Origin of the sequence: Alcaligenes sp. WGS1538, assembly GCF_043187505.1 — a bacterium.
In the GTDB taxonomy this organism is placed as follows: domain Bacteria; phylum Pseudomonadota; class Gammaproteobacteria; order Burkholderiales; family Burkholderiaceae_B; genus Alcaligenes.
In genome coordinates this window covers 2,070,411-2,095,543 of record NZ_CP171109.1, presented here as the reverse complement: position 1 = coordinate 2,095,543, position 25,133 = coordinate 2,070,411, and the positions used below count along the sequence as shown (strand labels likewise).

General features: G+C 63.9%; 18 protein-coding genes. 11 read left to right on the top strand and 7 right to left on the bottom strand.

Annotated features, from left to right (window positions below; genetic code table 11):
* Positions 1-3 precede the first annotated feature (3 nt).
* The 4 genes from ACF3ND_RS09745 (at position 4) to ACF3ND_RS09730 (ending at position 6,209) form a co-directional block, all read left to right on the top strand.
* Complete coding sequence (locus tag ACF3ND_RS09745) at positions 4-3,198, top strand: multidrug efflux RND transporter permease subunit (RefSeq protein ID WP_394059912.1); 3,195 nt, start codon at positions 4-6, stop codon at positions 3,196-3,198.
* On the top strand, positions 3,198-4,661 hold the full coding sequence (locus ACF3ND_RS09740) for an efflux transporter outer membrane subunit (protein ID WP_394059910.1): 1,464 nt from the start codon (positions 3,198-3,200) through the stop codon (positions 4,659-4,661). The genes ACF3ND_RS09745 and ACF3ND_RS09740 overlap by 1 nt, the downstream gene beginning before the upstream one ends.
* Positions 4,662-4,768: 107 nt before the next feature.
* Positions 4,769-5,506 carry a pyridoxine 5'-phosphate synthase gene (pdxJ, locus tag ACF3ND_RS09735; RefSeq protein ID WP_394059908.1) on the top strand — a complete coding sequence of 246 codons (738 nt, stop codon included), beginning with the start codon at positions 4,769-4,771 and terminating at the stop codon, positions 5,504-5,506.
* Positions 5,507-5,639: 133 nt separating this feature from the next.
* Complete coding sequence (locus ACF3ND_RS09730; RefSeq protein WP_394059906.1) at positions 5,640-6,209, top strand: nitroreductase; 570 nt, start codon at positions 5,640-5,642, stop codon at positions 6,207-6,209.
* Between the two features lie 603 nt (positions 6,210-6,812).
* On the opposite strand, the gene ACF3ND_RS09725 is transcribed toward ACF3ND_RS09730, so the two are convergent.
* A complete protein-coding gene (locus ACF3ND_RS09725) occupies positions 6,813-7,718 on the bottom strand; it encodes a LysR family transcriptional regulator (protein WP_394059905.1) in 906 nt (301 codons plus the stop codon).
* A 132-nt stretch (positions 7,719-7,850) separates the two neighbouring features.
* On the opposite strand from ACF3ND_RS09725, the gene ACF3ND_RS09720 reads away from it, so the two are divergent.
* The 4 genes from ACF3ND_RS09720 to ACF3ND_RS09705 all read left to right on the top strand — a co-directional run bounded on the left by ACF3ND_RS09720 (position 7,851) and on the right by ACF3ND_RS09705 (position 12,430).
* Positions 7,851-8,840, top strand: a complete 990-nt coding sequence (locus tag ACF3ND_RS09720) for a PDR/VanB family oxidoreductase (RefSeq protein ID WP_394059903.1) — start codon at positions 7,851-7,853, stop codon at positions 8,838-8,840.
* A gap of 20 nt (positions 8,841-8,860) precedes the next feature.
* Entirely contained in the window at positions 8,861-9,928 is a 1,068-nt protein-coding gene (locus ACF3ND_RS09715) for a Rieske 2Fe-2S domain-containing protein (RefSeq protein ID WP_394059901.1), read from the top strand.
* Positions 9,929-9,941: 13 nt separating this feature from the next.
* On the top strand, positions 9,942-10,958 hold the full coding sequence (locus ACF3ND_RS09710) for a xylose isomerase (RefSeq protein ID WP_394059899.1): 1,017 nt from the start codon (positions 9,942-9,944) through the stop codon (positions 10,956-10,958).
* A 137-nt stretch (positions 10,959-11,095) separates the two neighbouring features.
* Positions 11,096-12,430 (top strand): nucleobase:cation symporter-2 family protein, encoded by a 1,335-nt coding sequence (locus ACF3ND_RS09705; RefSeq protein ID WP_394059897.1) that lies wholly within the window; start codon positions 11,096-11,098, stop codon positions 12,428-12,430.
* Positions 12,431-12,478: 48 nt separating this feature from the next.
* On the opposite strand, the gene ACF3ND_RS09700 is transcribed toward ACF3ND_RS09705, so the two are convergent.
* Entirely contained in the window at positions 12,479-12,934 is a 456-nt protein-coding gene (locus tag ACF3ND_RS09700) for a MerR family transcriptional regulator (RefSeq protein WP_394059895.1), read from the bottom strand.
* Positions 12,935-13,064: 130 nt separating this feature from the next.
* Here ACF3ND_RS09700 and ACF3ND_RS09695 point away from each other — a divergent pair, with 130 nt between their 5' ends.
* Positions 13,065-14,450 (top strand): dihydrolipoyl dehydrogenase, encoded by a 1,386-nt coding sequence (locus tag ACF3ND_RS09695; RefSeq protein ID WP_394059893.1) that lies wholly within the window; start codon positions 13,065-13,067, stop codon positions 14,448-14,450.
* 49 nt (positions 14,451-14,499) lie between these two features.
* Here the strand turns inward: ACF3ND_RS09695 and ACF3ND_RS09690 are convergent, their stop codons facing one another.
* From ACF3ND_RS09690 to ACF3ND_RS09670, 5 genes are read right to left on the bottom strand one after another with little or no spacing between them, the layout of a single operon-like run.
* Entirely contained in the window at positions 14,500-15,090 is a 591-nt protein-coding gene (locus ACF3ND_RS09690; RefSeq protein ID WP_394059891.1) for an SCO family protein, read from the bottom strand.
* Positions 15,091-15,119: 29 nt separating this feature from the next.
* The gene (locus tag ACF3ND_RS09685) at positions 15,120-17,192 is read right to left on the bottom strand and encodes a M3 family metallopeptidase (RefSeq protein WP_394059889.1); all 2,073 of its coding nucleotides are present in this window, start codon (positions 17,190-17,192) and stop codon (positions 15,120-15,122) included.
* A gap of 11 nt (positions 17,193-17,203) precedes the next feature.
* Positions 17,204-18,064: a bifunctional methylenetetrahydrofolate dehydrogenase/methenyltetrahydrofolate cyclohydrolase FolD gene (gene folD, locus ACF3ND_RS09680; RefSeq protein ID WP_394059887.1), complete on the bottom strand. Its 861-nt coding sequence runs from the start codon at positions 18,062-18,064 to the stop codon at positions 17,204-17,206.
* The gene (locus tag ACF3ND_RS09675) at positions 18,065-18,688 is read right to left on the bottom strand and encodes a response regulator transcription factor (RefSeq protein ID WP_394059885.1); all 624 of its coding nucleotides are present in this window, start codon (positions 18,686-18,688) and stop codon (positions 18,065-18,067) included. It lies immediately after the preceding gene.
* Positions 18,685-20,442, bottom strand: coding sequence for a PAS domain S-box protein (locus tag ACF3ND_RS09670; protein ID WP_394059883.1), 1,758 nt, complete (start codon positions 20,440-20,442; stop codon positions 18,685-18,687). The genes ACF3ND_RS09675 and ACF3ND_RS09670 overlap by 4 nt, the downstream gene beginning before the upstream one ends.
* Positions 20,443-20,703: 261 nt before the next feature.
* Between ACF3ND_RS09670 and aceE the strand changes: the two genes are divergently transcribed.
* Both aceE and aceF read left to right on the top strand, forming a co-directional pair.
* On the top strand, positions 20,704-23,412 hold the full coding sequence (aceE, locus tag ACF3ND_RS09665; RefSeq protein WP_394059881.1) for a pyruvate dehydrogenase (acetyl-transferring), homodimeric type: 2,709 nt from the start codon (positions 20,704-20,706) through the stop codon (positions 23,410-23,412).
* Positions 23,413-23,423: 11 nt separating this feature from the next.
* Positions 23,424-25,127, top strand: coding sequence for a dihydrolipoyllysine-residue acetyltransferase (aceF, locus tag ACF3ND_RS09660; protein WP_394059879.1), 1,704 nt, complete (start codon positions 23,424-23,426; stop codon positions 25,125-25,127).
* The last annotated feature ends 6 nt before the right edge of the window (positions 25,128-25,133 follow it).

Here is a 25,133-nt window from a genome sequence, read left to right as displayed (position 1 = left end):
GACATGCCTCAGTTTTTCATCGATAGACCCATTTTCGCGTGGGTCGTTGCCTTGGTCATCACTCTGCTGGGCCTGCTGGCCCTGCCGAACATGCCCGTGGCGCAGTATCCGGATGTGGCGCCGCCCCAGGTGACCATCCGCGCAACCTATCCCGGCGCAACCGCCGAGGACGTCTCCAGCACCGTGGCCAGCGTCATCGAAAACGAACTCAACGGCGCCAAGGGCCTGCTGTACTATGAATCCGTCAGCGACTCCTACGGGTCCACGGAAATCACGGCCACCTTCCGTCCCGGCACCAACCCCGACCTGGCGCAGGTGGACGTGCAGAACCGGGTCAGCAACATCACGGCGTCGCTGCCCGCCGCCGTGATGCAGCAGGGCCTGCACGTGGAACAGTCCAGCACGGGCTTTCTGATGGTGGTGACGCTGTCCTCGACCGACGGCACCCTGGACCAGGTCGCGCTGGCCGACTACATCCAGCGCAATATCCAGAACACGATTTCCCGTGTTCCCGGCGTGGGCCGCTTCCAGTTGTTCGCGGCCGGCCGCGCCATGCGCGTCTGGGTGGATCCGCAAAAGCTCGTCGGCTACCAGATGAGCATGTCCGAGGTCACCTCGGCCATCAGTCGCCAGAACGTGCTGGTGTCCGCGGGCATCCTGGGCTCGCCGCCCAATCCGAGCAGCCAGCGCGTGACCGCGCCCATCACCGTCAACGGCCAGCTGGAGACGGTGGAAGAGTTCGAGAACATCATCCTGCGCTCCAATCCGGACGGTTCGGCCGTGCGCATCAAGGATGTGGCGCGCGTGGAAGTGGGGGCCGACAACTACCAGTTCGGCGCCCGCCTGAACGGCCAGCCCACGGCGGCCTTCGCCATCTCGCTCTCGCCCGAGGCCAACGCCCTCGATACGGCCGACGCCATCAAGAAGCAGATGGACGAGCTGGCCCAGTTCTTCCCCGACAACATCCGCTACGACATTCCCTACGACACCTCGCCCTACATCGACAAGTCCATCACCCAGGTGGTGCACACCTTGCTGGAAGCCATGGTGCTGGTGTTCATCGTGATGTTCGTGTTCCTGCAGAACGTGCGCTATACGGTGATTCCCGCCCTGGTGGTGCCAGTGGCCATCCTGGGTGCCTTCGGCGTGATGCTGGCCCTGGGCATGTCGGTGAACGTGCTGACCATGTTCGCCATGGTGCTGGCCATCGGCATTCTGGTGGACGACGCCATCGTGGTGGTGGAGAACGTCGAACGCATCATGGTGGAGGACGGGCTGTCGCCCAAGGAAGCGACCAAGAAGGCCATGCCGCAGATCAGCGGGGCCATCGTGGGCATCACGCTGGTGCTGACCACGGTGTTCCTGCCGCTGGCCTTCATGTCGGGTTCGGTGGGCGTGATCTATCGCCAGTTTTCCGTGGCCATGGCCGTGTCCATCGCATTTTCGGCATTCCTGGCCCTGTCCTTCACGCCGGCGCTGTGCGCGACGCTGCTCAAGCCCATCCCCAAAGGCCACCACGAGACCAAGCGCGGCTTCTTCGGCTGGTTCAACCGCACGTTCAACACCACGACCAACCGCTACGAAGGCTTCGTGGCCAAGACCTTGCGCCGCGGCGGGCGCATGATGTTCATCTACCTGATCATGGTGCTGGTGCTGGGCTTCGTGTACCTGCGCATGCCCACCGCCTTCCTCCCCGAGGAAGACCAGGGCTACGTGATCGCCAACATCGAGCTGCCTTCGGGCGCGACCGCCAACCGCACCATCGAGATCATCGAGCAGGTCGAGGGCTACTTCAAGCAGCAGCCCCAGGTGGAGAACATCATTGCCGTGCAGGGCTTCAGCTTCAACGGCAACGGCCTGAACTCGGCCATCGCCTTCGTGCCCCTGAAGGACTTCAGCGAGCGCAAGGGCAAGGAGAACTCGGCCCAGGCGCTGTCCGGCAAGGCGATGGGCCAGCTGCTGTTCGGCCTGCCTGATTCCATGGTGATCGCCATCGTGCCGCCCGCCATTTCGGCGCTGGGCAACTCGGCCGGCTTCGACATGCGTCTGGAAGACCGCAGCGGCATGGGCCACGACGCCCTGATGGCCGGCGCGCAGCAGTTGCTGAACCTGGCCAAGCAGAGCCCCGTGCTGGATCCGCAGAGCGTGCGCATCACGGGCCTGGGCCCCGGCAAGCAGATCAGCCTGAAGATCGATCGCGAGAAGGCCGCCGCCCTGGGCGTGGACTTCAGTGAAGCCGCTTCGCTGATCTCGACCGCGCTGGGCTCGTCCTACGTCGGCAAGTTCACCAACCAGGGCCGCGTGCAAAGCGTATGGGTCCAGGCGGACGCGCCTTACCGCATGACGGTCGACGACGTGCTCAAGCTCAACGCCCGCAACAACGAAGGCAAGATGGTGCCCCTGTCGGCCTTCGTCAGCCAGGACGTGGAGCAGGGTCCCGTGCAGATCGTGCGCTACAACAGCTACGAGTCCGTGCGTATCGGCGGCGGTCCGGCCCCGGGCTACACCTCGGGCGACGCCATGGCCGAAATGGAACGCCTGATGAAAGAGCTGCCCGCGGGCTACGGCATCGAATGGACCGGCCTGTCCTACCAGGAGCGCCAGGCCAGCGGCCAGTCCAGCATCCTGATGAGTCTGGCCGTGCTGGTCGTGTTCATGGTGCTGGCGGCCCTGTATGAAAGCTGGGCGATTCCGCTCTCGGTCATGCTGGCGGTTCCGCTGGGCATGCTGGGCGCGGTCCTGCTGGTGTTCGGCATGGGCATGGCCAATGACGTGTACTTCCAGGTGGGGATGGTGACCGTGATCGGCCTGTCGGCCAAGAACGCCATTCTGATCGTGGAGTTCGCCAAGGACGCCTACGCCCGGGGGGCGACCCTGATCGACGCCACGCTGGAGGCGGCGCGCCTGCGCTTCCGTCCCATCCTGATGACGTCCTTCGCCTTCATCCTGGGCGTGGTGCCGCTGGCGCTCGCCACGGGCGCGGGCGCCGCCAGCCAGAACGCGGTGGGCCTGGGCGTGCTGGGCGGCATGCTGGCCGCCACGCCGCTGGCCGTGCTGATGGTGCCGACTTTCTTCGTCGTCATCCTCAAGCTCTTCAAAACCAAGCCTCGTCTGTTCGGCGAAGCCGCCAAGCAGCACGAGCGCGAGTTGGCCGCCAAGGCCGCGCAACAAGAACGGTCCGAAGGAGGACAGGTCTGATGTCTCGCCTATTTTCACGCAGTCCTCTGGTGCTGGCCCTCGCGCTTGCCTTGTCGGCATGCTCGCTGGCGCCCAAGTACGAGCGTCCCGCCTCGCCCGTGCCCGAGCAGTTCCCCCTGGCCCAGCAGGGCCAGGCCGATGCGGTCAGCGCGGCCGACCTGGGCTGGCGCGAGTTCTTCACCGATCCGCGCCTGCATGTCCTGATCCAGCAAGCGCTGGACAACAACCGCGACCTGCGCATCGCCACCCAGCGGATCGAAGAGGCGCGCGCGCAGTACGGCATCGCCCAGAGCGAGCAATTGCCCACCATCGGCGTCATGGCGGCCGAGCAGGCCACCCGCTATCCGCCCGAGTCCCGGCCAGGCGGCCCCGACTCGCCGTCGGTATCCAGGGGCTTTCAGGCCGGCATCGGCATCACGTCCTTCGAGCTGGACTTCTTCGGACGGGTGCGCAACCTGTCGCGGGCCGCTCGCGAGCAATACCTGGCGACCGAACAGGCGCGGCGCACCGCGCACATTGCAGTCGTGGCCGGCACGGCCGAGGCCTACTTCCGGGTGCGCGCCGCCGACGAGCTGCACAAGCTGATGGAAAACACCTTGCGCAGCCGGCAGGAGACGCTGCGCCTGGTGCAGTCCTCGTTCGACGCCGGCGTGGTGTCCTCGCTGGACCTGAACCAGGCCAAGGTGCAGTACAACACGGTGCGCTCCGACATGCAGCAGGTCGAGCGCGATCGCCAGAAGGCGATCAACGCTCTGCAGGTGCTGCTGGGCTCGCCCGTGCCTGAAGGCCTGCCGCAAGGCTTGCCGTTCACCCGGGCGCAACTGATGCCCAGCCTGCCGGCCGGGCTGCCATCCGATCTGCTGGAACGCCGTCCCGACATCATCGGGGCCGAGCACGCCCTGCAAGGCGCCAACTACAATATCGGTGCGGCGCGGGCGGCCTTCTTCCCGAACGTCACCCTGACGGGGTTGCTGGGCTTCCTGAGCCCCGAGCTGGGCGGCCTGTTCAGCTCCGGCAACCGCTACTGGCAGTTCCAGCCCCAGATCGTGATGCCGCTGTTCTCGGGCGGCACGCGCGGCAACCTGGCGCTGGCCGAGGCCCGCCGCGACATTGCCGTGTCCCAGTACGAGAAGAGCATCCAGGTGGCGTTCCGCGAAGTGGCTGATGCGCTGGCCGGCGAGGCCACCTTCGGCAAGCAGATCGAGGCGCTGCAGGAAGTGGACAAGGCAGCCAGCGAGTCGCTGCGTCTGGCCAAGCTGCGCTACGAAGTGGGCGTGGACAGCTTCCTGCAGGTGCAGACCGCCGAGGTCAACCTGTATGGCACCCGCCAGGCCTATATCCAGACCGGCCTGGCCTCGCTGCTGAACCGCGTCGAGCTGTACAAGGCGCTGGGCGGCGGCTGGAACGCCGATACCGTGGCAAGGACGGCGCCCGCGCCGGCTGCCGCGACATCGCAGGGATAAACAGGCGATAATACGCCCTGGGTGGACCGGTATCGGCAGGGGCCAAGGCGCCTGCAAGCCGGTCCGCCCTCGTAAACCATCCCTGGATTCACGGAGGCTGTAGGGGAATGATAGAACTGGGCGTCAATATCGACCACGTTGCAACGCTGCGCCAGCAGCGTCTCACCACTTATCCCGATCCCATCCAGGCCGCCCTGCGGGCAGAAGACGCCGGGGCGGACCTGATCACCTTGCATCTGCGCGAAGACCGGCGCCACATCCAGGACGCCGATGTCTTCAATATGCGGCCTGTCCTGCGCACCCGCATGAATCTGGAATGCGCCATCACCCCTGAAATGCTGGACATCGCCTGCCGGGTCAAGCCTGACGATGTCTGCCTGGTGCCCGAGCATAGGGCCGAGCTGACCACCGAAGGCGGCCTGGACGTTCTGGGCCATCTGGAACAGGTCAGGGCGGCGGTGCGGCAGTTGCAGGAGGCCGGCATCCGCATATCCTTGTTCATCGATGCGGACGCCGCCCAGATCCAGGCGGCCGCTGACGTGGGCGCCACTGTCATCGAGCTGCACACCGGCGCCTACGCGGACGCCGACACGCCGGAGCAGGCCGCTGCCGAACTGGAGCGCATCCGCACCGGCATCGCTCAGGGCGTGTCCCTGGGGTTGCGCGTCAACGCCGGCCACGGCCTGCATTACGGCAATGTCCAGGCCATCGCGGCCTTGCCCGGCATTGCCGAACTGAATATCGGCCACGCCATCGTCGCCCAGGCCGTCTTCGACGGCTGGGACAAGGCCGTGCGCGACATGAAAGCCTTGCTCGTGCAGGCTTGTGCGCCTGGCAAGGCCTGACCTGGCGAGGCTGAACCGATGCGGCGCCCAGAGCGCCCCCTGCATCATGGCGAAGAAGAGCCGGCTGCAAGGCCGGATTTCTGCATTCATGGGCCGCCCTGAGGCGTAGCCTTCAACTGATTCTGGAAGACGTATGAGCAACATCGATTTTTTGCTGTCCCGCCGTTCCATCAAGCTCGTCCAAGGGCCCGGCCCAGACGAACGGCAACTGGACCTGATCCTGCGCGCCGCCATGTGCGCGCCCGACCATGGCCGGCTGCAGCCCTGGCGGTTCAAGCTGATCCGCGGGGCCAATGTGCAGGCCCTGGGCGAACTGGCCATCGCCGCCAGCGAACGCGCCGGCACGCCGCTGCCGGAGCAGAAGATCGCGGGCGTGCGCGCCTGGCTGGAAAAGGTGCCGCTGCTGATCGCCGTGGCCTGCCACATCGATCACAGCAACCAGAAGATCCCCGAAACCGAGCGCCTGCTGGCCACGGGCGCGGCCGTCACCAATATGCTCAATGCCGCCCATCAATTGGGCTTTGGCGCTTTCTGGAGCACGGGACTGGGAACCTATGTCGAGGAAGTGCCCGAGACCCTGGGCTTTGATGCGCTGGACTACCATTTCATGGGTTTTGTCTCCATCGGCACGCCCATCCATGCCTTGGACCTGCCGCAGCGCCCCGAGCCCGCCGGCTTCGTCAGCGAGTGGCAAGCGGGCTGACCGGCCTTCGCGATCATGAAAACCCGGCTTTGGCCGGGTTTTTCGAGGAATCCCGGAGATTCCTCCAGGTTTGACAAGCCGTTCGGGCCAAGCAGAAAGAAACTCGGATTCTCGCGAGGCAGGCCGGGGCAGACCGGCTTGGCTGGGGCCTTCGCCCGCGCTGTACGCGGGTTCCCTGGTCAGGATGCTGGGGCGGGCGGGGCGTGAACTCGCAGGGTGATTCGCCCACTGGACGAATCACAAGCGCCCTGCTCGAGCAGCACGCCCCTTGCCTCCCGCCCCAGCACCCCGCCTGCGGCGAAGGCCCTGACTCGCCCGCCGGCCCGCCCCGGCCTGCCTCGCGAGAACGGCGCCGCTGTTTTGGCCCAAACGGCGGGACGTCCGCGCAAACCGTGTCAACCTTACATCCCGCCGGAGTTAACGACGCGCCCGGCCACGCGCCCCGGCCAGGGCACCGGCGCGTCGCGCCGGCAAGCCATCAGCCCCGTCCGCTCTTCCTGCGCCTTGAACGGCGTCTCCAAAAAACCAGTTCGGCATTGACCTGGCGACTCCGTCCCTGGAATTCCTCGAAGAACCTTTTTTTACCTGGGCAATACCAGGCGCTTAGGCGAGCGTGTCGGCCAGATGCTGCCTGATGTGAGCGATGAATTCGATCGAGGCCGGCATCAGGGTTCGATTCTTGCGCGTCAGTATGGATATGCGCCGCATGACCTCGGGCTCCACGAGTTCCGCCGCATGAACGTCGAAGGCGGGAATGTATGGGTGATTGTTCATGGGCAGGATGCTGACCCCCATGTCGGCGTTCACCAGGCTCAGGACCGTTGTTGCGAATGAGACTTCGTTGGTGATGCGCAGCTCGATCCCCAGGTCATGGCAGGTCTGGTCTATCAGTTTGCGGATCGGGCTGGAGGGAGCCAGGGCAATGAAAGACTGGCCCTGCAAATCCGCCCAGGCAATGGTTTCCTGCTGCGCCAAGGGGTGGCTCTTGCTGCACAGCGCGATGAACGTGTTGTCGAAAAGATGGGACTCCTCCAGGTCCAGGCTGTCGCTGAGCTCGAAGCAGGTGCCTATGCCGAAATCCACGCTTCCGGCGGCGACTGTCTCGGCAATGGCTTCTTCGGCTACATCGTGCAGGCTGAGCTTGATGTTCGGGTAGAGCGTGCGAAAGCTCTTGAAGCATGGGCTGAGCAGGCCTGAGGCTATCACCGTGGAGGCGACGATGCGGACCTGGCCGCGCTGCAGCGTGGACAGCTCATGCAGGTCATTGATGCCTTTGTTGAGGTCGTTGAATACGTTTTCCGCCACTTGATGGAAGTATCGGCCGGCCTCGGTCAGTTCCACCATCCGCGTATTGCGGTCGAGCAGCTGCACTGCCAGGCGCCCCTCCAATTCCCTGATCAAGGCGCTCAGCGCCGATTGCGTGATATGCATGGCCGCCGCCGCCTGGGTGAAATGCCGGGTGTCGGCGACCAGCAGGAAGGCGCGCAGCTGGCGTAGCGTGATGCTCATCACTCCTCCAATTCAGTGTTTTATTTTCTTAAAACATAAATATAAACAATTTGTTTAATGATTGCCGGCTTGCTGTAATGGCTCCAATAGCTGGCAAACGTATGAAACGCAGAAATTGGCGAGGTGAGCGAGATGACGATGACGCTGTCAGCCCCCATGGTGGGCATTCATCCGGCGCGGGTGAGCAGGATTCATAAAGTCGCCGCCGAGGTTCTGGAGCTCGAACTGGAGCTTGCCGATCCGGACGCGTTGCCTGCTTATTCGGCAGGCGCACACATCGATGTTCATTTACCGAATGGCGTGGTGCGCCAGTATTCCCTGGTGAGCTCCTGCGACGAGAACACGTACAGGATCGCCGTCGCCCTCAGCAAGACCAGCCGGGGGGGATCGGCCTATATACATGGGCAATTGCAGACTGGGCAGACCGTGCATGTGAGCCTGCCCAGAAACAACTTCCCTTTGCGGGACTGCCGGGATACTGCCGTACTGGTGGCGGGCGGGATAGGAATCACCCCCATCTGGAGCATGGTTCAGGAATTGGAGAAACGCGGGCAGCGCTGGGTCCTGTATTACTGCGCCCGGACCGCCGGTCATGCGGCGTTTCTGGATTCGATACAGGCCTTGGCCAAATCCCATGCCCATGGGGAGTTGATCACCGTCTTTGATCAGGAGCCGCCCCATGAGTCTCTCAGCCTGGCCCGCGTGTTCAGCACCCATGGTCGGCAGGCGCGCTACTACTGTTGCGGCCCGTCCGGCATGCTGGATGCGTTTGTGGCCGCCGCGCAGGCCGCGGACGTGCCGCTTGATCGCGCCCATATCGAGCGTTTTTCCGCGGAACCCATGCAAGGGCAAGTGAATGCGGGTTTTGACGTCGAATTGCGCAATGGCGCCGTCCTTCATGTCGCCGCCGATCAGTCGATTCTGGACGTGCTGATAGAAGCCGGCCTGAACCCCATGTACTCGTGCAAGGAAGGAATCTGCGGATCCTGTGAAACCCGCGTCTTGGGAGGGATTCCGGATCATAGGGATTCGCTTCTGTCAGAGGCCGAGCAGGCGGGCAACAAAACCATGTTGATATGCGTGTCACGCTGTAAAGAAGGCAGATTGCTGCTGGATATTTAACGATAAGGAGAGACAAGCCGATGAAAACGCTCATGCAGGATTACAGTGAACACCCCTTGTATCAGACCTTGCATCAATTCTGGCATCCCGTGGCCTACTCCAGCGAAGTGGGGGACAAGCCTCGGCAAGTGGTGCTGCTGGATCAGAAGATCGTCATTGCCCGCATCGAAGGCAAGGTGAGCGCTCTGGCCGATAGATGCGCCCATCGCGGAGCGGCGTTGTCAAACGGCATGCTGGTCGACAATTGCTTTGAATGCCCGTACCACGGCTGGCGCTACGACAGCAAGGGCAATTGCGTGCGTATTCCGGCTCGCAATGAGTTGGTGCAGGTCATGAAACCGCGGATTCCATCCTATCAAGTGAAGGAGTCGGCAGGGATCGTATGGGTCTGTCTCAGCGAGACGCCCAGATTCGATGTGCCCAGCTTCCCTGAGTTCGACGATCCCAACTATCGGCTCATACAGGGGCCCGCCTACGACTGGGAAACCAGTGCGCCGCGGCGTCTCGAGAATTTTGTGGATTTTTCGCATTTTGCATTTGTGCATGACGGCAGTATCGGCAGCCGCTCCCGTCCGGAGGTGGACGCCGTCGAGCCCTGGCGCGAGCAGGAGCAGGGGGTATTGCGCTTTGAAAGGCCGCCCATCAAAGAGCCGAGCGTAGGCAAGAAAAGAAAGCTGTTGGGCATAGAGGGCGATGCCTGGATCGAAGTGGCCAATTCCTACCGGGTGATCATGCCTCATACCGTCCATTTGAGTCGGCGCGTAGAGAACGGCAAGAATTACGTATTGATGATGGCCGCCTCGCCGATCAGCGCTGAAAAGACGCGCAGCTTCTGGTGGATAGCCAGAGACTTCGGATTGGAGCCCGAGCACGACAGCTTTTTCGTGGATTTCGAGCTTGAGGTATTGTCCCAGGATCTGCCGGTCATAGAGTCGCAAGAGCCCAAGTTCCTGCCCTTGATTGGCGATGAGGCCCGCCTGGAGCTGCCTGTGCGCGGGGCCGATGCCGTGACTACGGAATACCGCCGCTGGCTCCTGGACCTGGTCAGGGAACGCCAGCAGCAGAGCGCCGACGCCCTGAGCGCCTGACCGGGAGTCGACCATGACGATGCCGATATTGCTGGGCTGCGCGGGGCGCGGAGTGCAGAATTCCCGCCCCGGGAACCCCGTCTCCTTGAACGAGCTGCCTGTCGACGAACAGTTTCGCCTGGTGGTCGAATCGGGCGTATTTGATTTCTTTGACCGCCTGCCCTTGAGCGACAAGGTGGACGACTATATTGCCGCGGTACAGAAATATTCATTTCCGGTCCTGGGCTCCGCCTGGACCTATCGCATAGGCGACCAGGAAATGGAGGTTCTTGAACGCAATCTGAAAAACTGCGCTTTAACGGGCGTGCGCTATCACAATATGATGGTTTTGACCCATCATGAAAAAGGGCATGTGGTAAGAGACGAGGAGTTGATTGAGCTTTACTTGAAGGCGTTCGATCTCGGGGATAAATACGGCGTGGAGATCGGTTTTGAAGTCCATATATTGATGTGGTCAGAGGATTTCAGAAGAGTGACGCCAATAGCGGAAAAAATAAGAAGCAGAGGCGTGCCTTTCAATTTCGTAATGGATTACAGCCACTGTATTTTCAAGATGGCCAACCCAGCCGAGCAGGAAATATCGGGCATACGGCAGGACGTGCTGGATGGAAAGGTGATTCTTGATCCATTCGAACCAGGCAATCTGGCCGATGAATGGCTGGGCCAGAACATGGTCTGGTGGCAGCAGAACAGGCCTGCCGTGCCGAACGGGCCGGTGAACAAATGGGCGCTTGGCGAGGATGGCTTGCCGGGGCGCGGGGTGCAGTACCCCTTCCTCAAGCCGAACAAGGGCGAGTGGTACGAGGAGTGGCACGCCTATTTGCTGGAACCGACCAAGGAGGTGATACGGAAAACCCTGCGCCATCACTTGAGCAACAAAGAAAGTCCTTTGAAACTGATGACGGTTGATTACATCAATCTGCCGGACTATGGATTGGGGGTTGAATACAATACGTTGGAAAACAGTATTGCAGTTGGAAAATTCATAAGGGAGACCTATAAGAAAATAGAATCCGAAATGAAAAAATAGGAAGCATTGATTTTTTCACGCGTCACAATAAAAAGAGACAAGAACAGCCGGCCTGGATTAATCCAGGCCGGCTGGAAACCCCTATAAGGAGGCGGCATATGGGTAATGAGCACACTACTCGACCCTTGCAACAAGAGGTGACGGCTGTAGATGAGATCGTAGTTCCGGGGAAATTGCTCGTATTCGGGCTGCAGCATGTGCTGGTCATGTATGCCGGCGCCATCGCCGTCCCTATTTTGATCGGTACGGCCGCCAAGCTGCCTGCGGATCAGATTGCATTCCTGATCAGCGCCGATCTGTTCGTTTGCGGAGTGGCGTCCTTCATCCAGTCGGTCGGCATCTGGAAGTTCGGCATACGATTGCCATTGATGATGGGGGTCACGTTTGCGGCCGTACCGCCCATGCTGGTGATGATCAACAATCCCAATATAGGACTTCAAGGGATGTTTGGAGCCATCATCGTCTCGGGCCTGGTCGCCATGTTGATAGCGCCCGTCGTCGGCCGCCTGGTGCGCTTGTTTCCGCCTGTCGTGACCGGCACCGTGATTACCGTGACCGGCCTTAACCTGATACCTGTAGGCGTCAATTGGATAGCGGGCAGGGGAGAGTCGGCGGGCAGCCTGTCGAACCTGGCGATCAGCGCCTTCGTTCTGGCGATCATCATCGTGATCACCAAGTATGCCCGTGGATTCTTGCGCAATATCGCGGTTCTGGTCGGCATTGCGGGCGGCTTCCTGGCATCGACCTCCCTGGGGCTGGTCGATTTCAGCCGTTTGGGCGATGCCGCATGGCTTGCCATGATCACCCCTTTTCACTTCGGCCTGCCCACCTTTGACATCGGTTCCATTCTGGCGCTGTCCATCATCATGGTCGTGGTGATGATAGAGACCACGGGCATGATGCTGGCGGTGGCCGAGATGGTCGGCAAGAAAGTCGGTACCGAGGACGTGACGCGCGGCTTGCGCGTCGATGGCCTGGGCACGTTCATTGGCGGCATATTCAATACCTTTCCCTACGTGACCTATTCCCAGAATGTGGGTCTGGTGGGGGTGACCGGCGTCAAGAGCCGCTGGGTCTGCGCCTGCGCCGGCGTCATCATGGTTGTCCTGGCCTTGTTTCCCAAGCTGTCCATGTTGTTCGCACTGATTCCCCAGTCGGTGCTGGGCGGGGCGGGCATCGTCATGTTCGGCATGGTGGTCGCAACCGGCATCAATGTCCTGGCCGGGGTGGATTACAAGGGCATGAGCGGCCGCAACAATTTATTCATTGTCGCCGTCAGCGTCGTGATCGGCCTCATGCCCATGGTCAATGGCAAGGTGTTCAGCCGCCTGCCGGAGTGGCTGTCGCCTTTCACGCATAGCGGGATCGTGCTGGCCGCCATCACCGCCCTGATTCTGAATCTGTATCTTAATGGTTATCCCAAACCGGCCGTTTCCCGTAGCGCTGCTGCAGGGCTGGCCGTGGAAGAGTAGGCCTGCGACGGCGAGCGGAAGCGCTTGCCGGCCCCTGGGAACGGCGTTTCATGCTTTTTCGGGCGCTCGCCCAGGGGGGCGACGGGCCTTGTCGTCGCCCTTCGCTTCGGCATGCGTACAGGCGCCTTCCAGGCTGTCCAGGATGGGGCAGTCAGGGCGATGGTCTCCATGGCATTGCTCGGCGAGCTGGCGCAGCTTGGCGGCCATGTCCAGCAATTGCGCCGCACGCGTTTCCAGATGCCGGATATGGGTCTGGGCCAATTGCTTGACCTCGCTGCTCGGGCGCCGGTGATTGCGCCAGAGGCTGGTCAGTTGCTGGATGTCCGTCAGGCTGAAGCCCAGATCCTTGGCGCGCACGATGAAGCGCAGCGTGTCCAGGTCTTGCGGCTGGTACATGCGATAGCCGTTGCCCGCCCGTTCGCTGCTGAGCAGCCCCAGCTCTTCGTAATGGCGGATCATTTTCGGGGTCAGGCCAGTCTCGCGCGCGGCTTCACTGATCAGCATGGGCTTCCTTCCGGCAGTCAAGCTCGACTGCGTTATGATTCAGACACGAATTGATCCATTGTAGAGCGCAGCTCCGCGGTGGTGAAGAACTCCGGCCTTTCACGCCGGGATTGTCGAATCGGGAGTGCATATGAAGGAAATTCAGTGTGACGTGGCGGTGATCGGCGCCGGCACGGCGGGCATGACGGCGTACCGGACGGCCAAGCGCGCCGGACAGAGGACCGTCCTGATCGAGTCGGGCCCCTACGGCACCATGTGCGCCCGTGTGGGCTGCATGCCCTCCAAGCTGCTGATCGCGGCGGCCGACGCCGCCCATGACGCGCGGCGCACGGCGCCGTTCGGCGTGCACGTCGACGGACCCGTGCGCGTCGACGGCGCGCAGGTCATGGAGCGGGTGCGCCGCGAGCGGGACCGCTTCGTGCAGTTCGTGGTGGACGACGTGGAAGGGTTCGACGCGCAGGACAAGCTGCGCGGCCGGGCGCGCTTCGTGTCCGACCATGTGCTGGAGGTGGACGACCATACCCGCGTCACGGCGCGCCGCATCATCGTGGCGGCCGGCTCCGAACCTGTGCGACCCAGAGAGCTGGAGGCCCTGGGTTCATTGCTGATCAGCAATGAAGACGTTTTCTACTGGACCGATCTGCCGCGCCGCGTGCTGGTGATCGGCGCCGGCGTGATCGGCCTGGAGCTGGGGCAGGCCCTGGCGCGCCTGGATGTGGACGTGGCCATCGTCGCCCGCAGCCAGAGCCTGGCGGGCTTGTCCGATCCTCAGGTGCGCGAGGCGGCTCGCGCCATCTGGACCCAGGAATTGAACCTGCGCGCCGACGTGACGGTATTGGGCGGCGAGGCGGTCGACGGCAAGGCCCGGGTGCGGCTGCAGGTCCAGGGCCGCGAAGTAGTGGAGGAGTACGACTGCGTGCTGGCCGCCGCCGGCCGCCGTCCGCAACTGCAAGGCCTGGGCCTGGAGAATACCGGGGCGCAATGGGACGAGAAGGGGCGGCCCGTGTACGACGAGGCCACGCTGCAGTTGAAGGGCACCCCCATCTATCTGGCGGGCGATGTGAACCAGCGTGCGCCCATCCTGCACGAGGCGGCCGACGACGGCAGGCTGGCCGCCCTGCAGGCGGCCAGTTCGGGCGGCGCGGCGCCGGGGCCCCGCCGGGCGCCCATGGCAGTGATGTTCACCGACCCGCAGGTTGCAGTGATCGGCACGCCCTTCAAGGCCTTGCCGGAGGGCGCGGTGGTGGGGGCGGTCAGTTTCGTCAACCAGGGGCGCGCACGCGTCATGCTGCGCAACCAGGGGCTGCTGCATGTGTATGCCGATCGTGCAGGCCGCTTCCTGGGCGCGGAGATGGTGGGGCCGGACGCCGAGCACATCGGCCATTTGCTGGCCTGGTCCTTGCAGATGGGCTTGAGCCTGGACCAGATGCTGGCCATGCCTTTCTATCATCCGGTGCTGCAGGAAGGCTTGCGTACCGCATTGCGCCAGGCGCAGTCGGCCCTGAAGACGGAGTGAGGGACGCAGGCGTGTTCCGAAACAGGCGGCGCAATGCCGCCGTTCGTTCCTAGAGCAGGCGGCGCACGCCGTCCGCCAGCACGTCCACCGATTCGGTGTCGGGCGCGAGGAAGCGGGCCTTGCCCTGGCGATCGAAGAAATACACGCCGCGGCTGTGGGCGACCTCGTAGTCGTCCGGCGTCTTGGGGTCGGGTTTCTCGATCTGGTAGGCGACGCGGTAGCGTCGAGCGAGATCGGCGATCTGCTTTTCCGTGCCGGTCAGGCCGATGGCGTGCTCGTCGAAGGCCTTGACGTAGCTTTCCAGCGATTCGGGCGTATCGCGGTGCGGATCCACGCTGACGAACAGGATGCGCACGTCCCGGGCCTGGGGGCCCAGGCTTTCCATGACGGCGGCCAATTGGGCCAGCGTGGTGGGGCACACGTCCGGGCAACTGGCATAGCCGAAGAACAGCAGCACCACCTTGTCCTTGAAGTCGTCCTGGGTGACGGACTTGGGGCCTGCCGCCTGCAGGGAGAAGCGCAGGTCGGGCAGAAAGCCGCGCACCGGGTGCAGGTTGGCGGCTGCGCCCGGACCGGCCAGCATGAAGCCCAGCAGCATTGTCAGGGCAAGCCGTTTGAGCAGGACAAGACAGGACTTCATGGGCGGTTCTCCGGTCGGGCGGGTTCTGGTCAGGCTGGTTCCGGGGTCAGCCCGCTGTGGCGCAGCAGGGCGGCAATGGAAGGGTCGCGGCCGCGGAAGGCGCGGAACGATTCGGCGGCGGGGCGCTCGCCGCCCACCGAAAGGACTTCGCGCCAGAAGCGATGGCCGGTATTGCTGTCCAGCGTATCGCGAGCACCGTCGGCGTGCACGTAGGCCTGTTCCTCGAAGGCCGAATAGGCGTCGGCCGACAGCACTTCCGCCCATTTGTAGCTGTAGTAGCCCGCGCCGTAGCCGCCCGCGAACAGATGGGAGAACTGGTGCGGGAAGCGATGCCAGTCCGGCGGGAAGATCACCGCCACTTCCTGGCGCACCTGGTCCAGTATCTGCATGACGGCGGCAATGTCCAGGCCCGTATCGCGGGCGTGGATCAGCATGTCGAACAGGGAGAACTCCAGCTGGCGCACCATCTGCATGCCGCTCTGGAAATTGCGCGCGCGACGCAGTTTCTCGTAGAGTTCGCGCGGCAGGTGCTCGCCGGTATCGGCGTGGGCCGTCAGCATCTGCACCACCGGCCATTCCCAGCAGAAGTTCTCCATGAACTGCGAAGGCAGCTCGATGGCGTCCCATTCCACGGCGGCGAAGGCCGAGGCGGCCGGGTCGTCCACGCGCGAGAGCAGGGCGTGCAGGGCGTGACCCGATTCGTGGAACAGGGTGATGACATCGTCGTGCGTGAGCAGGGCGGGGCGGCCGGACTGCGGCTCGGCGAAATTGCACACCAGGTAGGCGATGGGCAGGCACAGGTGCTCGCCCAGGCGGCGCCGGCTGCGTTCGCTGTCGACCCAGGCCCCGCCTTGCTTGCCCTGGCGGGCGTGCAGGTCCATGTACAGGTAGCCCAGCGTCTTGCCGTCCGATCCGCAGACCTCGAAGGCGCGCACGGCAGGATGCCAGACGGGCGCCGTGGTGGGGCGCAGCGTGACGTCGAACAGGCGCTGGATGACCTGGAACAGGCCTTTGAGCACCGCCGGTTCGGTGAAATATTGTTTGACTTCGTCTTCCGAGTACACGTAGCGCTGTTCGCGCAGCCGCTCCGAGCAATAGGCCACGTCCCAGGGTTGCAGGACGGCCAGTCCCAGTTCCTGGCGGGCGAATTCCTGCAGCTCGGCCAGGTCCTGGCGGGCATAGGGGCGCGCCTTGGCGGCCAGGTCGCGCAGAAAGCCCAGCACCTGTTCCGGCGTGTCGGCCATGCGGGTTTCCAGGCGCATGTGGGCGTAGCTGGCGAAGCCCAGCAGGCCGGCTTCCTCGGCGCGCAGGCGCAGCAGGGTCTCGATGGCCTGGGAGTTGTCGAATTGGGGATCGCCCTGTTCCGAGGCGACCGTGGTGTAGGCGCGGTACAGGAGCTCGCGCAGATCCTGGTTGCGCGCATACTGCATCACGGGCAGGTAGCAGGGCATCTTCAGGGTCAGGCGCCAGCCTTGCTGGCCGTTTTCCTGCGCGGCCCGGGCAGCGGCGGCCAGCACGTCCGCGGGCACGCCTTCCAGTTCTTTTTCGTCGGTGACCAGGTAGTGCCATTGGTCGATGGCGTCCAGCACATGTTCAGAGAATTGTTGCGAGGTCTGGGCCAGCTCTTCGGAAATGCGGGCGTAGTCCTCGCGGGCCTGGCCCTGCAGTTCCACGCCGCTCAGGCGGAAGTCCCGCAGCGCCAGGGTGACGATGCGCTGGCGCTGGGGGCTGAGCCCGGCGAAGGCCGGGCTGTCGGCCAGCGCCTGGTAGCGCAGGAACAGCTGGCGGTTCAGGCCCACCCAGGTGGAGAACTCGCTCATGCGCGGCAGGCAGTTGTTGTAGGCTTCGCGCAGCTCGGGCGTGTTGATCACGGAGTTCAGGTGCCCGGCGACCGACCAGGCCCGGTACAGCGTTTCCGTGGCGTCGGTGAGCGGTTCGACGACGGTTTCCCAACTGGGTTCGCGATCGTCGCTCGACACGGTTTCCACGGCTTGCCGGGCCTGCGCCAGGAGCTGGTCTACGGCCTGCTCCACGTGCTCGGGCCGGATGGCGGGGTAATCAATGAGGCTGTCGATAGCGACCAGCAGGGGATTCGTCGTCATAGGGCTATAAATCAGTGGGTGATGCCGGCCGTGCGTTCGGCCGCTTCCAGGGTGTTCACGAGCAGCATGGCGATGGTCATGGGACCGACGCCGCCGGGCACCGGCGTGATGGCCGAGGCCACGGCGCTGGCGCTGGCGAAGTCCACGTCGCCGCACAGCTTGCCGTCCGCGCCGCGATTGATGCCCACGTCGATGACGACGGCGCCCGGCTTGACCATGTCGCCGGTGATGATCCCGGGACGGCCCACGGCCGCCACCAGCACGTCGGCGCGGCGCGTCTGCGCGGCCAGGTCGCGGGTCTTGGAGTTGCACAGCGTGACGGTGGCGCCGGCGGCCAGCAGCAGCAGGGCCATGGGCTTGCCCACGATGTTGCTGGCGCCCACCACCACGGCTTCGGCGCCGCGCAGGTTCACGCCTTCGGATTCCAGCATCTTCATGACGCCGTAGGGCGTGCAGGGGCGGAACAGGGGCTTGCCGGTCAGCAGCAGGCCGGCGTTGCTGATGTGAAAGCCGTCCACGTCCTTTTCAGGCGCGATGGCTTCGATGACCTTGTGCTCGTCCATGTGGCCGGGCAGGGGAAGCTGAACCAGAATGCCGTGCACGCCGTCGTCCTGGTTCAGGCGCGCGATCAGGGCGAGCAGTTCGGATTCGGACGTGTCGGCGGGCAGGCGGATCAGGTCCGACTTCAGGCCGGCGGCCTCGCAGGCCAGCGACTTGTTGCGTACATAGACCTGGGAGGCGGGATCCTCGCCGACCAGGACCACGGTCAGGCCGGGCTGCAGGCCTTCCTGCTTGAGTTCGGCCACGCGGGCGGCCACTTCAGCCTTGATCCGGGCGGACAGGGCTTTTCCATCGATGATGCGAGCACTCATTTACGCTTCCTCGGACTTGGCAAGGGCGATTTTCATGAGGTCGGCGACTGTGGTGACTTCCAGTTTTTCCATGATGTTGGCGCGATGCGCTTCGACAGTTTTGATGCTGATGTTCAGGTCCCCGGCGATCTGCTTGTTCAGGCGGCCCGCCACGATGCGTTCGAGCACCTGTTGTTCGCGGGCCGTCAGGCGGCCGAGGATCTCCTGCTGGTCTTTCTGGGCCTGGGCCTGCGAGGCGCGGGCCGTGGCCTGTTCTATCATGCGGCCCACGATGGTGCGCAGGTCGGCTTCGTTGAAGGGTTTCTCCAGGAAGTCGATGGCGCCTTTCTTCATGGTGCTGACGGCCATGGGCACGTCGCCGTGTCCGGTGATGAACACGATCGGTATGGTGGCCTTGCGGGCGATCAGGGTTTCCTGGAGCTCCAGGCCGCTCATGCCGGGCATGCGCACATCGACAATCAGGACCGCGACCTGGGAAGGGTCGTAGGCGCTCAGGAATTCCTCGCCGGACGCAAAGCAGCGCACGCGATAGCCATTGGCCTCCAGAAGCCAGCGCAGGGAGTCGCGCACGGCTTCGTCATCGTCAACCACATAGATGGTGCATGGCGTCTGAGGGCTGGTCATTCGGTTATCTCCAGTTTGTTATCAATGGTGTCCGGTACATCCGGCGCTGCACAGGGAAGGCTGAAACGGAAGATTGTCCCGCCTTCGGGATTCGGGCTCGCCCAGAGGCGGCCGTGATGCGATTCAATAATGGTACGGCAGATGTTCAGGCCCATCCCCAGGCCTTCGGACTTGGTGCTGTAGAAAGGCTCGAACAGGCGCTCGGGATCCTTCAGGCCATGGCCGCGGTCGATCACGGCCATTTCCAGAAGCGATTCCTGCTGGCTGATGACCAGCTTGAGCACGTGGTGCTCGCTGTGTTCCATGGCTTCGATGCCGTTCTTGAGCAGATTCAATAATACCTGTTCTATAAGAATGGGGTCGGCGATGACGTCCGGCAAGGGGTCTGGAATAGTAAGGTCTATATCGATCTGGCGCTTGCGGGCGTCGATCTCGGCAAAGCCCACCGCGTTCTCCACGATGCGCATCACGCCCACGCGCTGGCGGCGCGGCTCGCTGCGTTTGACGAATTCGCGGATGCGGCTGATGATCTTGCCGGCCCGTTCGGCCTGCTGGGCGGCTTTTTCCAGGGCGGCGAGCAGGGTCTCGGGCTGGTAGCGCCCGGACTTGAGCATGGCCACGGCGCCCATGCTGTAGTTGCTGATGGCCGTCAGGGGCTGGTTCAGCTCGTGGGCCAGCGAGGAGGCCATCTCGCCCATGGTGGTCAGGCGGCTGGTCAGCTGGACCTTTTCCTGCTGTATGCGCGAGGCTTCCTCGTGCTTGCGCCTGTCGGTGATGTCGCGCGCCACCTGCAGGCGCACGCGGCGTCCGTCCGTCCAGGCCAGCATGCGGTGATGCACTTCGAACCAGCGCGCCGCCGATTCGGAGTAGATTTCCACGGTTTCGTCGGTGAAGCGACCCAGGCGCCCGCCCAGCAGTTCCGCGTGGCCGTTGGACTGCGCCCCGAAGAAGCGCCGGTAGGTGCGGTTGGCGAACAGCAGCTCCAGGCCCTCGGAGGTGTCGGCCACCACGGAGATGGCGTCGTCCAGGCCTTCGAGCACGGTCATGAAGCGTTCGTGCGCGGCCGTCAGGGCCTCGCGGATGCGCTTGGGTTCGGTTATGTCCGTCATGGAGGTCATCCAGCCTATCTGCTCGCCGTTGGGCGCGCGCAGCGGCGAGACGTACATGCGGGCGGTGAAGCGCGAGCCGTCGCGCCGCTGGGCCTCCACTTCCAGGCCGCTGCTGGGCGTGCGCCCCGACAGCAGCAGGTCCAGGGTCTCCTGGTGCTGCTGGTGGCGGCCCGGCAGCCAGTAGGGGAAGGGCGCGGTGCGCCCGACCAGGTCGGCCTCGTTCCATCCGATCATGCGGCAGAAGGCCGGGTTCACGTAGGCGATGCGCCCCTGCATGTCGAACACCCGCATGCCGGTGGACATGGAGTTCTCCATGGCGCGCCGGAACCCGGTTTCGGCGATCTGGGCGGCTTCGGCGCGGGTGCGAAAGCGCGTGTAGCGCCACAGGGCCAGCAGGCTGACCACGATGACCAGTGACAGGGCGATGATGACCATCATGAGCCGCTGCTGACGGGTCTCCTGGTCGATGGTCACGAACATGACGCTGTCGTTCTGCAGGCGCTGCAGCCACACGAACACGCCCATGACGCAGAGATAGAGAAACAGCACGACCACCGGCGTCAGCCAATAGAAGCCGCGGCGGTTCTGCTTGGCCTGGTCGTAGAAGGTCGTCGGAATCAGAGACTTTTTGGAATGGTTGGCCATGACTGCATCAATGTTGTTGTGCGTGAATTGTAATGTAGCGCTATTTTCCTTGGTGATATTTCACATTATAAAAACTCATACCATAAAATGAAATTTTGCTTGAGCCTTTGGATGTTCTTTCCTAGAATGGCCTCGATGCAGGCGTATAGCGCCTTCACCGCTCACGGTCCGCAGTCATAAGCTTCGTTACCAACGCTTTGGCCTATCACGTGTTCAGCGTTGTGGAAGTCCGGACTCATACCCCATATACGGAGACACTATATGTCCTCAACTCAAGACAATAGTTCGGCCCACGTCAATCAAGACCAAGCCTTGGAAACAAAAGAGTGGCTCGAGGCCCTGGAAGCGGTCGTGGACCGTGAAGGCCCTGCGCGCGCCCATGACCTGATCGAGAAGCTGATCGACCTGGCGCGCCGCTCGGGCGCCCACATCCCGTTCTCGCCCAACACGGCCTACGTCAACACCATTCCTCCGGGCCTGGAGCCTCCGCACCCCGGCAACCTGGAACTGGAAGAGCGCATCCGCTCCTACATCCGCTGGAACGCCATGGCCATGGTCGTGCGCGCCAACCGCGAAACGCCGCCCGACGGCGGCGGTCTGGGCGGCCACATCGCCTCCTTCGCCTCGCTGGCCACCATGATAGGCTGCGGCCAGAACCACTTCTGGCACGCCGAATCCCAAGACCACGGCGGCGACCTGGTGTTCTTCCAGGGTCACTCCTCGCCCGGCATGTACGCCCGCGCCTTCATGGAAGGCCGCATCTCCGAAGACCAGCTGAACAACTTCCGCCAGGAAGTCGACGGCAAGGGCCTGCCTTCCTATCCGCATCCCAAGCTGATGCCCGAGTTCTGGCAGTTCCCCACCGTGTCCATGGGTCTGGGCCCGCTGATGGCCATCTACCAGGCCCGCTTCCTGAAGTACCTGCACGCCCGCGGCATCGCCGACACCAGCGGCCGCAAGGTCTGGGTGTTCCTGGGCGACGGCGAGATGGACGAACCCGAATCCCTGGGCGCCATCGGCCTGGCCGCACGCGAGAAGCTGGACAACCTGATCTTCATCGTCAACTGCAACCTGCAGCGTCTGGACGGTCCCGTGCGCGGCAACGGCAAGATCATCCAGGAACTGGAAGGCACCTTCCGCGGCGCCGGCTGGAACGTGATCAAGCTGATCTGGGGCGGCTACTGGGATCCGCTGCTGGCCCGCGACAAGGAAGGCATCCTGCGCCGCGTCATGGAAGAGACCGTTGACGGCGAATACCAGGCCTACAAGGCCAACGACGGCGCCTACGTGCGCGAGCACTTCTTCGGCAAGCATCCCAAGCTGCTGGAGATGGTCAGCCGCATGAGCGACGAGGACATCTGGCGCTTGAACCGCGGCGGCCACGATCCTCACAAAGTGTATGCCGCCTTCGATGCCGCCACCAAGCACGAGGGCCAGCCCACCGTCATCCTGGCCAAGACCATCAAGGGCTACGGCATGGGCCACGTCGGCCAGGCCAAGAACCCCTCCCACCAGCAAAAGAGCCTGGATCTGGATGCCGTGCGCGAATTCCGCGACCGCTTCAACATCCCCGTGCCCGACGACAAGCTGGAAGAGCTGCCATACTTCAAGCCGGCCGAAGATTCGCCTGAAATGCAGTACCTGCACGCCCGCCGCAAGGCGCTGGGCGGCTACCTGCCCAAGCGCCGCACCAAGGCCGACGAGCAGCTGACGGTGCCCGCGCTGGACGCGTTCAAGCCCATCCTGGAAGCGACTGCGGAAGGCCGCGAGATCTCCACCACCCAGGCTTTCGTGCGCTTCCTGAACACCTTGCTGCGCGACAAGCAGGTCGGTCCGCGCGCCGTGCCCATCCTGGCCGACGAGTCCCGCACCTTCGGCATGGAAGGCCTGTTCCGCCAGATCGGCATCTATGCGCCCGAAGGCCAGAAGTACGTGCCGGTCGACAAGGACCAGGTGATGTACTACCGCGAGACGGCCAACGGCCAGCTGCTGCAGGAAGGCATCAACGAACAGGGCGCCTTCAGCTCCTGGATCGCCGCGGCCACGTCGTACTCGAACAACAACCGCATCATGATCCCGTTCTTCATCTATTACTCGATGTTCGGGTTCCAGCGCTTCGGCGACCTGGCCTGGGCGGCGGGCGACATGAAGGCGCGCGGTTTCGTGCTGGGCGGCACCGCCGGCCGCACCACGCTGAACGGCGAAGGCCTGCAGCACGAAGACGGCCACAGCCACATCCAGTCCTCGCTGATCCCCAACTGCGTGTCCTACGACCCCACCTTCGCCCACGAAGTGGCCGTGATCATGCAGAACGGCCTCAAGCGCATGGTTGAAGACCAGGAAGACGTGTACTACTACGTCACCCTGATGAACGAGAACTACCCGCAGCCCGGCCTGGTCGAGGGCGACGAGGAAGGCATTCTGCGCGGCATGTACAAGTTCAAGTCGGCCGGCGAAGGCAGCAAGCTGCGTGTCCAGCTGATGGGCTCGGGCACGATCCTGCGCGAAGTCATCGCCGCCCAGGAACTGCTGGAAAAGGATTGGGGCATCGGCTCGGACGTCTGGAGCGTCACCAGCTTCACCGAGCTGCGCCGTGACGGCCTGGACTGCGAGCGCACCGCGCTGCTCAATCCCGAAGGCAAGGACCTGCCCGTGCCTTACGTCACCGCCAAGCTGCAGGGCACCGAGGGCCCCATCGTGGTCTCCACCGACTACGTCAAGGCGTTCGGCGACCAGATCCGTCCGTTCGTTCCCAAGGATCGCACCTTCAAGGTGCTGGGCACCGATGGCTTCGGCCGCTCGGACTTCCGCTCCAAGCTGCGTGAGCACTTCGAGGTCAATCGTCACTTCGTGGTCCTGGCCGCGCTGCGCGCCCTGGCTGAAGAAGGCAAGATCCCATTCAGCAAGGCTTCCGAAGCGATCGCCAAGTACGGCATCAATCCTGCCAAGGCCAACCCGCACCACGCATAAGGGACTGCACCATGAGCAATATCATTCAAGTCAAAATCCCGGACATCGGTGCTGAGGACGAAGTCGACGTCATCGAGATCCTGGTCAACGAAGGCGACACCATCGAGGTCGAGCAGAGCCTGATCACCGTGGAGTCCGACAAGGCCTCCATGGAAATCCCGTCCTCGCACGCCGGCGTGGTCAAGGCCATCAAGGTCAAGCTGGGCGACAAGGTCAAGGAAGGCAGCGTCGTCCTGGACCTGGAGACGGCCGACGCGGCGCAAGCCGCTCCCGCCGCCGAGCCTGCCAAGGCCGCCGAACCCGCCAAGGCCGAACCCGTCAAGGCCGAGCCCGCCGCTGCGGCGGCGCCGGCAGCGGCTCCGGCCGCCGCGGGCGGCGAGCAGAAAGTCACCGTTCAGGTGCCCGACATCGGCGACGCCCGCGACGTGGACGTGATCGAGATCATGGTCAATGTGGGCGACACCATCGAAGTCGACCAGAGCCTGATCACCGTGGAATCCGACAAGGCCTCCATGGAAGTGCCTTCGTCGCATGCCGGCGTGGTCACCGCCATCAAGGTCAAGCTGGGCGACAAGGTCAGCCAGGGCAGCGACATCCTGGAACTGACGGTCCAGGGCGCCGCTCCCGCGGCCGCGCCTGCCAAGCAGGAACAGCCCGTTCCCGCGCAGGCCGCCGCACCGGCCGCCGCCGAGCCCGCCGCTTCCTCCTCGTCCGTGGTGACGGGCGCCGGCGCGCCCGCCCCGGCGCGCGTGTCCCCGACCGCCTCCTATGCCGAGGCCGATGTGCCGCTGCGCAACCTGCCTCACGCTTCCCCCAGCGTGCGCAAGTTCGCCCGTGAACTGGGCGTGGACCTGAGCCGCGTCCATGGTTCGGGCGACAAGGGCCGCATCACGGCCGATGACGTGCGCACCTTCGTCAAGCAGGCCCTGGCGGGCGGCGCCGCCCCTGTCACGGCCGCCGGCACCGCCGCCCAGGTGGGCGGCCTGGACGTGCTGGCCTGGCCCAAGGTGGACTTCGCCAAGTTCGGTCCCGTGGAAGCCAAGCCGCTGTCGCGCATCAAGAAGATCTCCGGCGCCAACCTGCATCGCAACTGGGTCATGATCCCGCACGTCACCAACAACGACGTGGCCGACATCACCTCGCTGGAGGCGCTGCGCAAGGAGCTGAACGAGGAATACAAGAAGTCCGGCGCCCGCGTCACGATGCTGGCCTTCGTGATCAAGGCCGCCGTGGCCGCGCTCAAGAAGTTCCCCGAGTTCAACGCCTCGCTGGATGGCGACAATCTGGTGCTCAAGCAGTACTACCACATCGGTTTTGCCGCTGACACGCCCAACGGCCTGGTCGTGCCCGTGATCCGCGACGCCGACAAGAAGGGCATCCTGGACATCGCCCGCGAAACCGGCGAACTGGCCGCCGCGGCCCGCGACGGCAAGCTGACCGCCGCCCAGATGCAAGGCGGCTGCTTCACGATCTCGTCCCTGGGCGGCATCGGCGGCACCGACTTCACCCCCATCATCAACGCTCCCGAAGTGGCGATCCTGGGCCTGTCGCGCTCGAGCATGCAGCCTGTGTGGAACGGCAAGGAATTCGAGCCGCGCCTGATGCTGCCCCTGTCGCTGTCCTACGACCACCGCGTCATCGACGGCGCCGCCGCCGCCCGCTTCAATGCCTTCCTGGCAACGATGCTGGCCGACTTCCGCCGCATCGCGCTGTAAGGAGCT

Bases quoted from the DNA above. Each gene is read 5' to 3' on its own strand.
- ACF3ND_RS09725 (WP_394059905.1), bottom strand. From the start codon at position 7,718: ATGAGCATCACGCTACGCCAGCTGCGCGCCTTCCTGCTGGTCGCCGAC.
- ACF3ND_RS09675 (WP_394059885.1), bottom strand. From the start codon at position 18,688: ATGACCAGCCCTCAGACGCCATGCACCATCTATGTGGTTGACGATGAC.
- ACF3ND_RS09730 (WP_394059906.1), top strand. From the start codon at position 5,640: ATGAGCAACATCGATTTTTTGCTGTCCCGCCGTTCCATCAAGCTCGTC.
- folD (WP_394059887.1), bottom strand. From the start codon at position 18,064: ATGAGTGCTCGCATCATCGATGGAAAAGCCCTGTCCGCCCGGATCAAG.
- ACF3ND_RS09740 (WP_394059910.1), top strand. From the start codon at position 3,198: ATGTCTCGCCTATTTTCACGCAGTCCTCTGGTGCTGGCCCTCGCGCTT.
- ACF3ND_RS09700 (WP_394059895.1), bottom strand. From the start codon at position 12,934: ATGCTGATCAGTGAAGCCGCGCGCGAGACTGGCCTGACCCCGAAAATG.
- ACF3ND_RS09710 (WP_394059899.1), top strand. From the start codon at position 9,942: ATGACGATGCCGATATTGCTGGGCTGCGCGGGGCGCGGAGTGCAGAAT.
- ACF3ND_RS09695 (WP_394059893.1), top strand. From the start codon at position 13,065: ATGAAGGAAATTCAGTGTGACGTGGCGGTGATCGGCGCCGGCACGGCG.
- pdxJ (WP_394059908.1), top strand. From the start codon at position 4,769: ATGATAGAACTGGGCGTCAATATCGACCACGTTGCAACGCTGCGCCAG.
- ACF3ND_RS09690 (WP_394059891.1), bottom strand. From the start codon at position 15,090: ATGAAGTCCTGTCTTGTCCTGCTCAAACGGCTTGCCCTGACAATGCTG.
- aceE (WP_394059881.1), top strand. From the start codon at position 20,704: ATGTCCTCAACTCAAGACAATAGTTCGGCCCACGTCAATCAAGACCAA.
- ACF3ND_RS09685 (WP_394059889.1), bottom strand. From the start codon at position 17,192: ATGACGACGAATCCCCTGCTGGTCGCTATCGACAGCCTCATTGATTAC.
- ACF3ND_RS09715 (WP_394059901.1), top strand. From the start codon at position 8,861: ATGAAAACGCTCATGCAGGATTACAGTGAACACCCCTTGTATCAGACC.
- ACF3ND_RS09720 (WP_394059903.1), top strand. From the start codon at position 7,851: ATGACGATGACGCTGTCAGCCCCCATGGTGGGCATTCATCCGGCGCGG.
- aceF (WP_394059879.1), top strand. From the start codon at position 23,424: ATGAGCAATATCATTCAAGTCAAAATCCCGGACATCGGTGCTGAGGAC.
- ACF3ND_RS09745 (WP_394059912.1), top strand. From the start codon at position 4: ATGCCTCAGTTTTTCATCGATAGACCCATTTTCGCGTGGGTCGTTGCC.
- ACF3ND_RS09670 (WP_394059883.1), bottom strand. From the start codon at position 20,442: ATGGCCAACCATTCCAAAAAGTCTCTGATTCCGACGACCTTCTACGAC.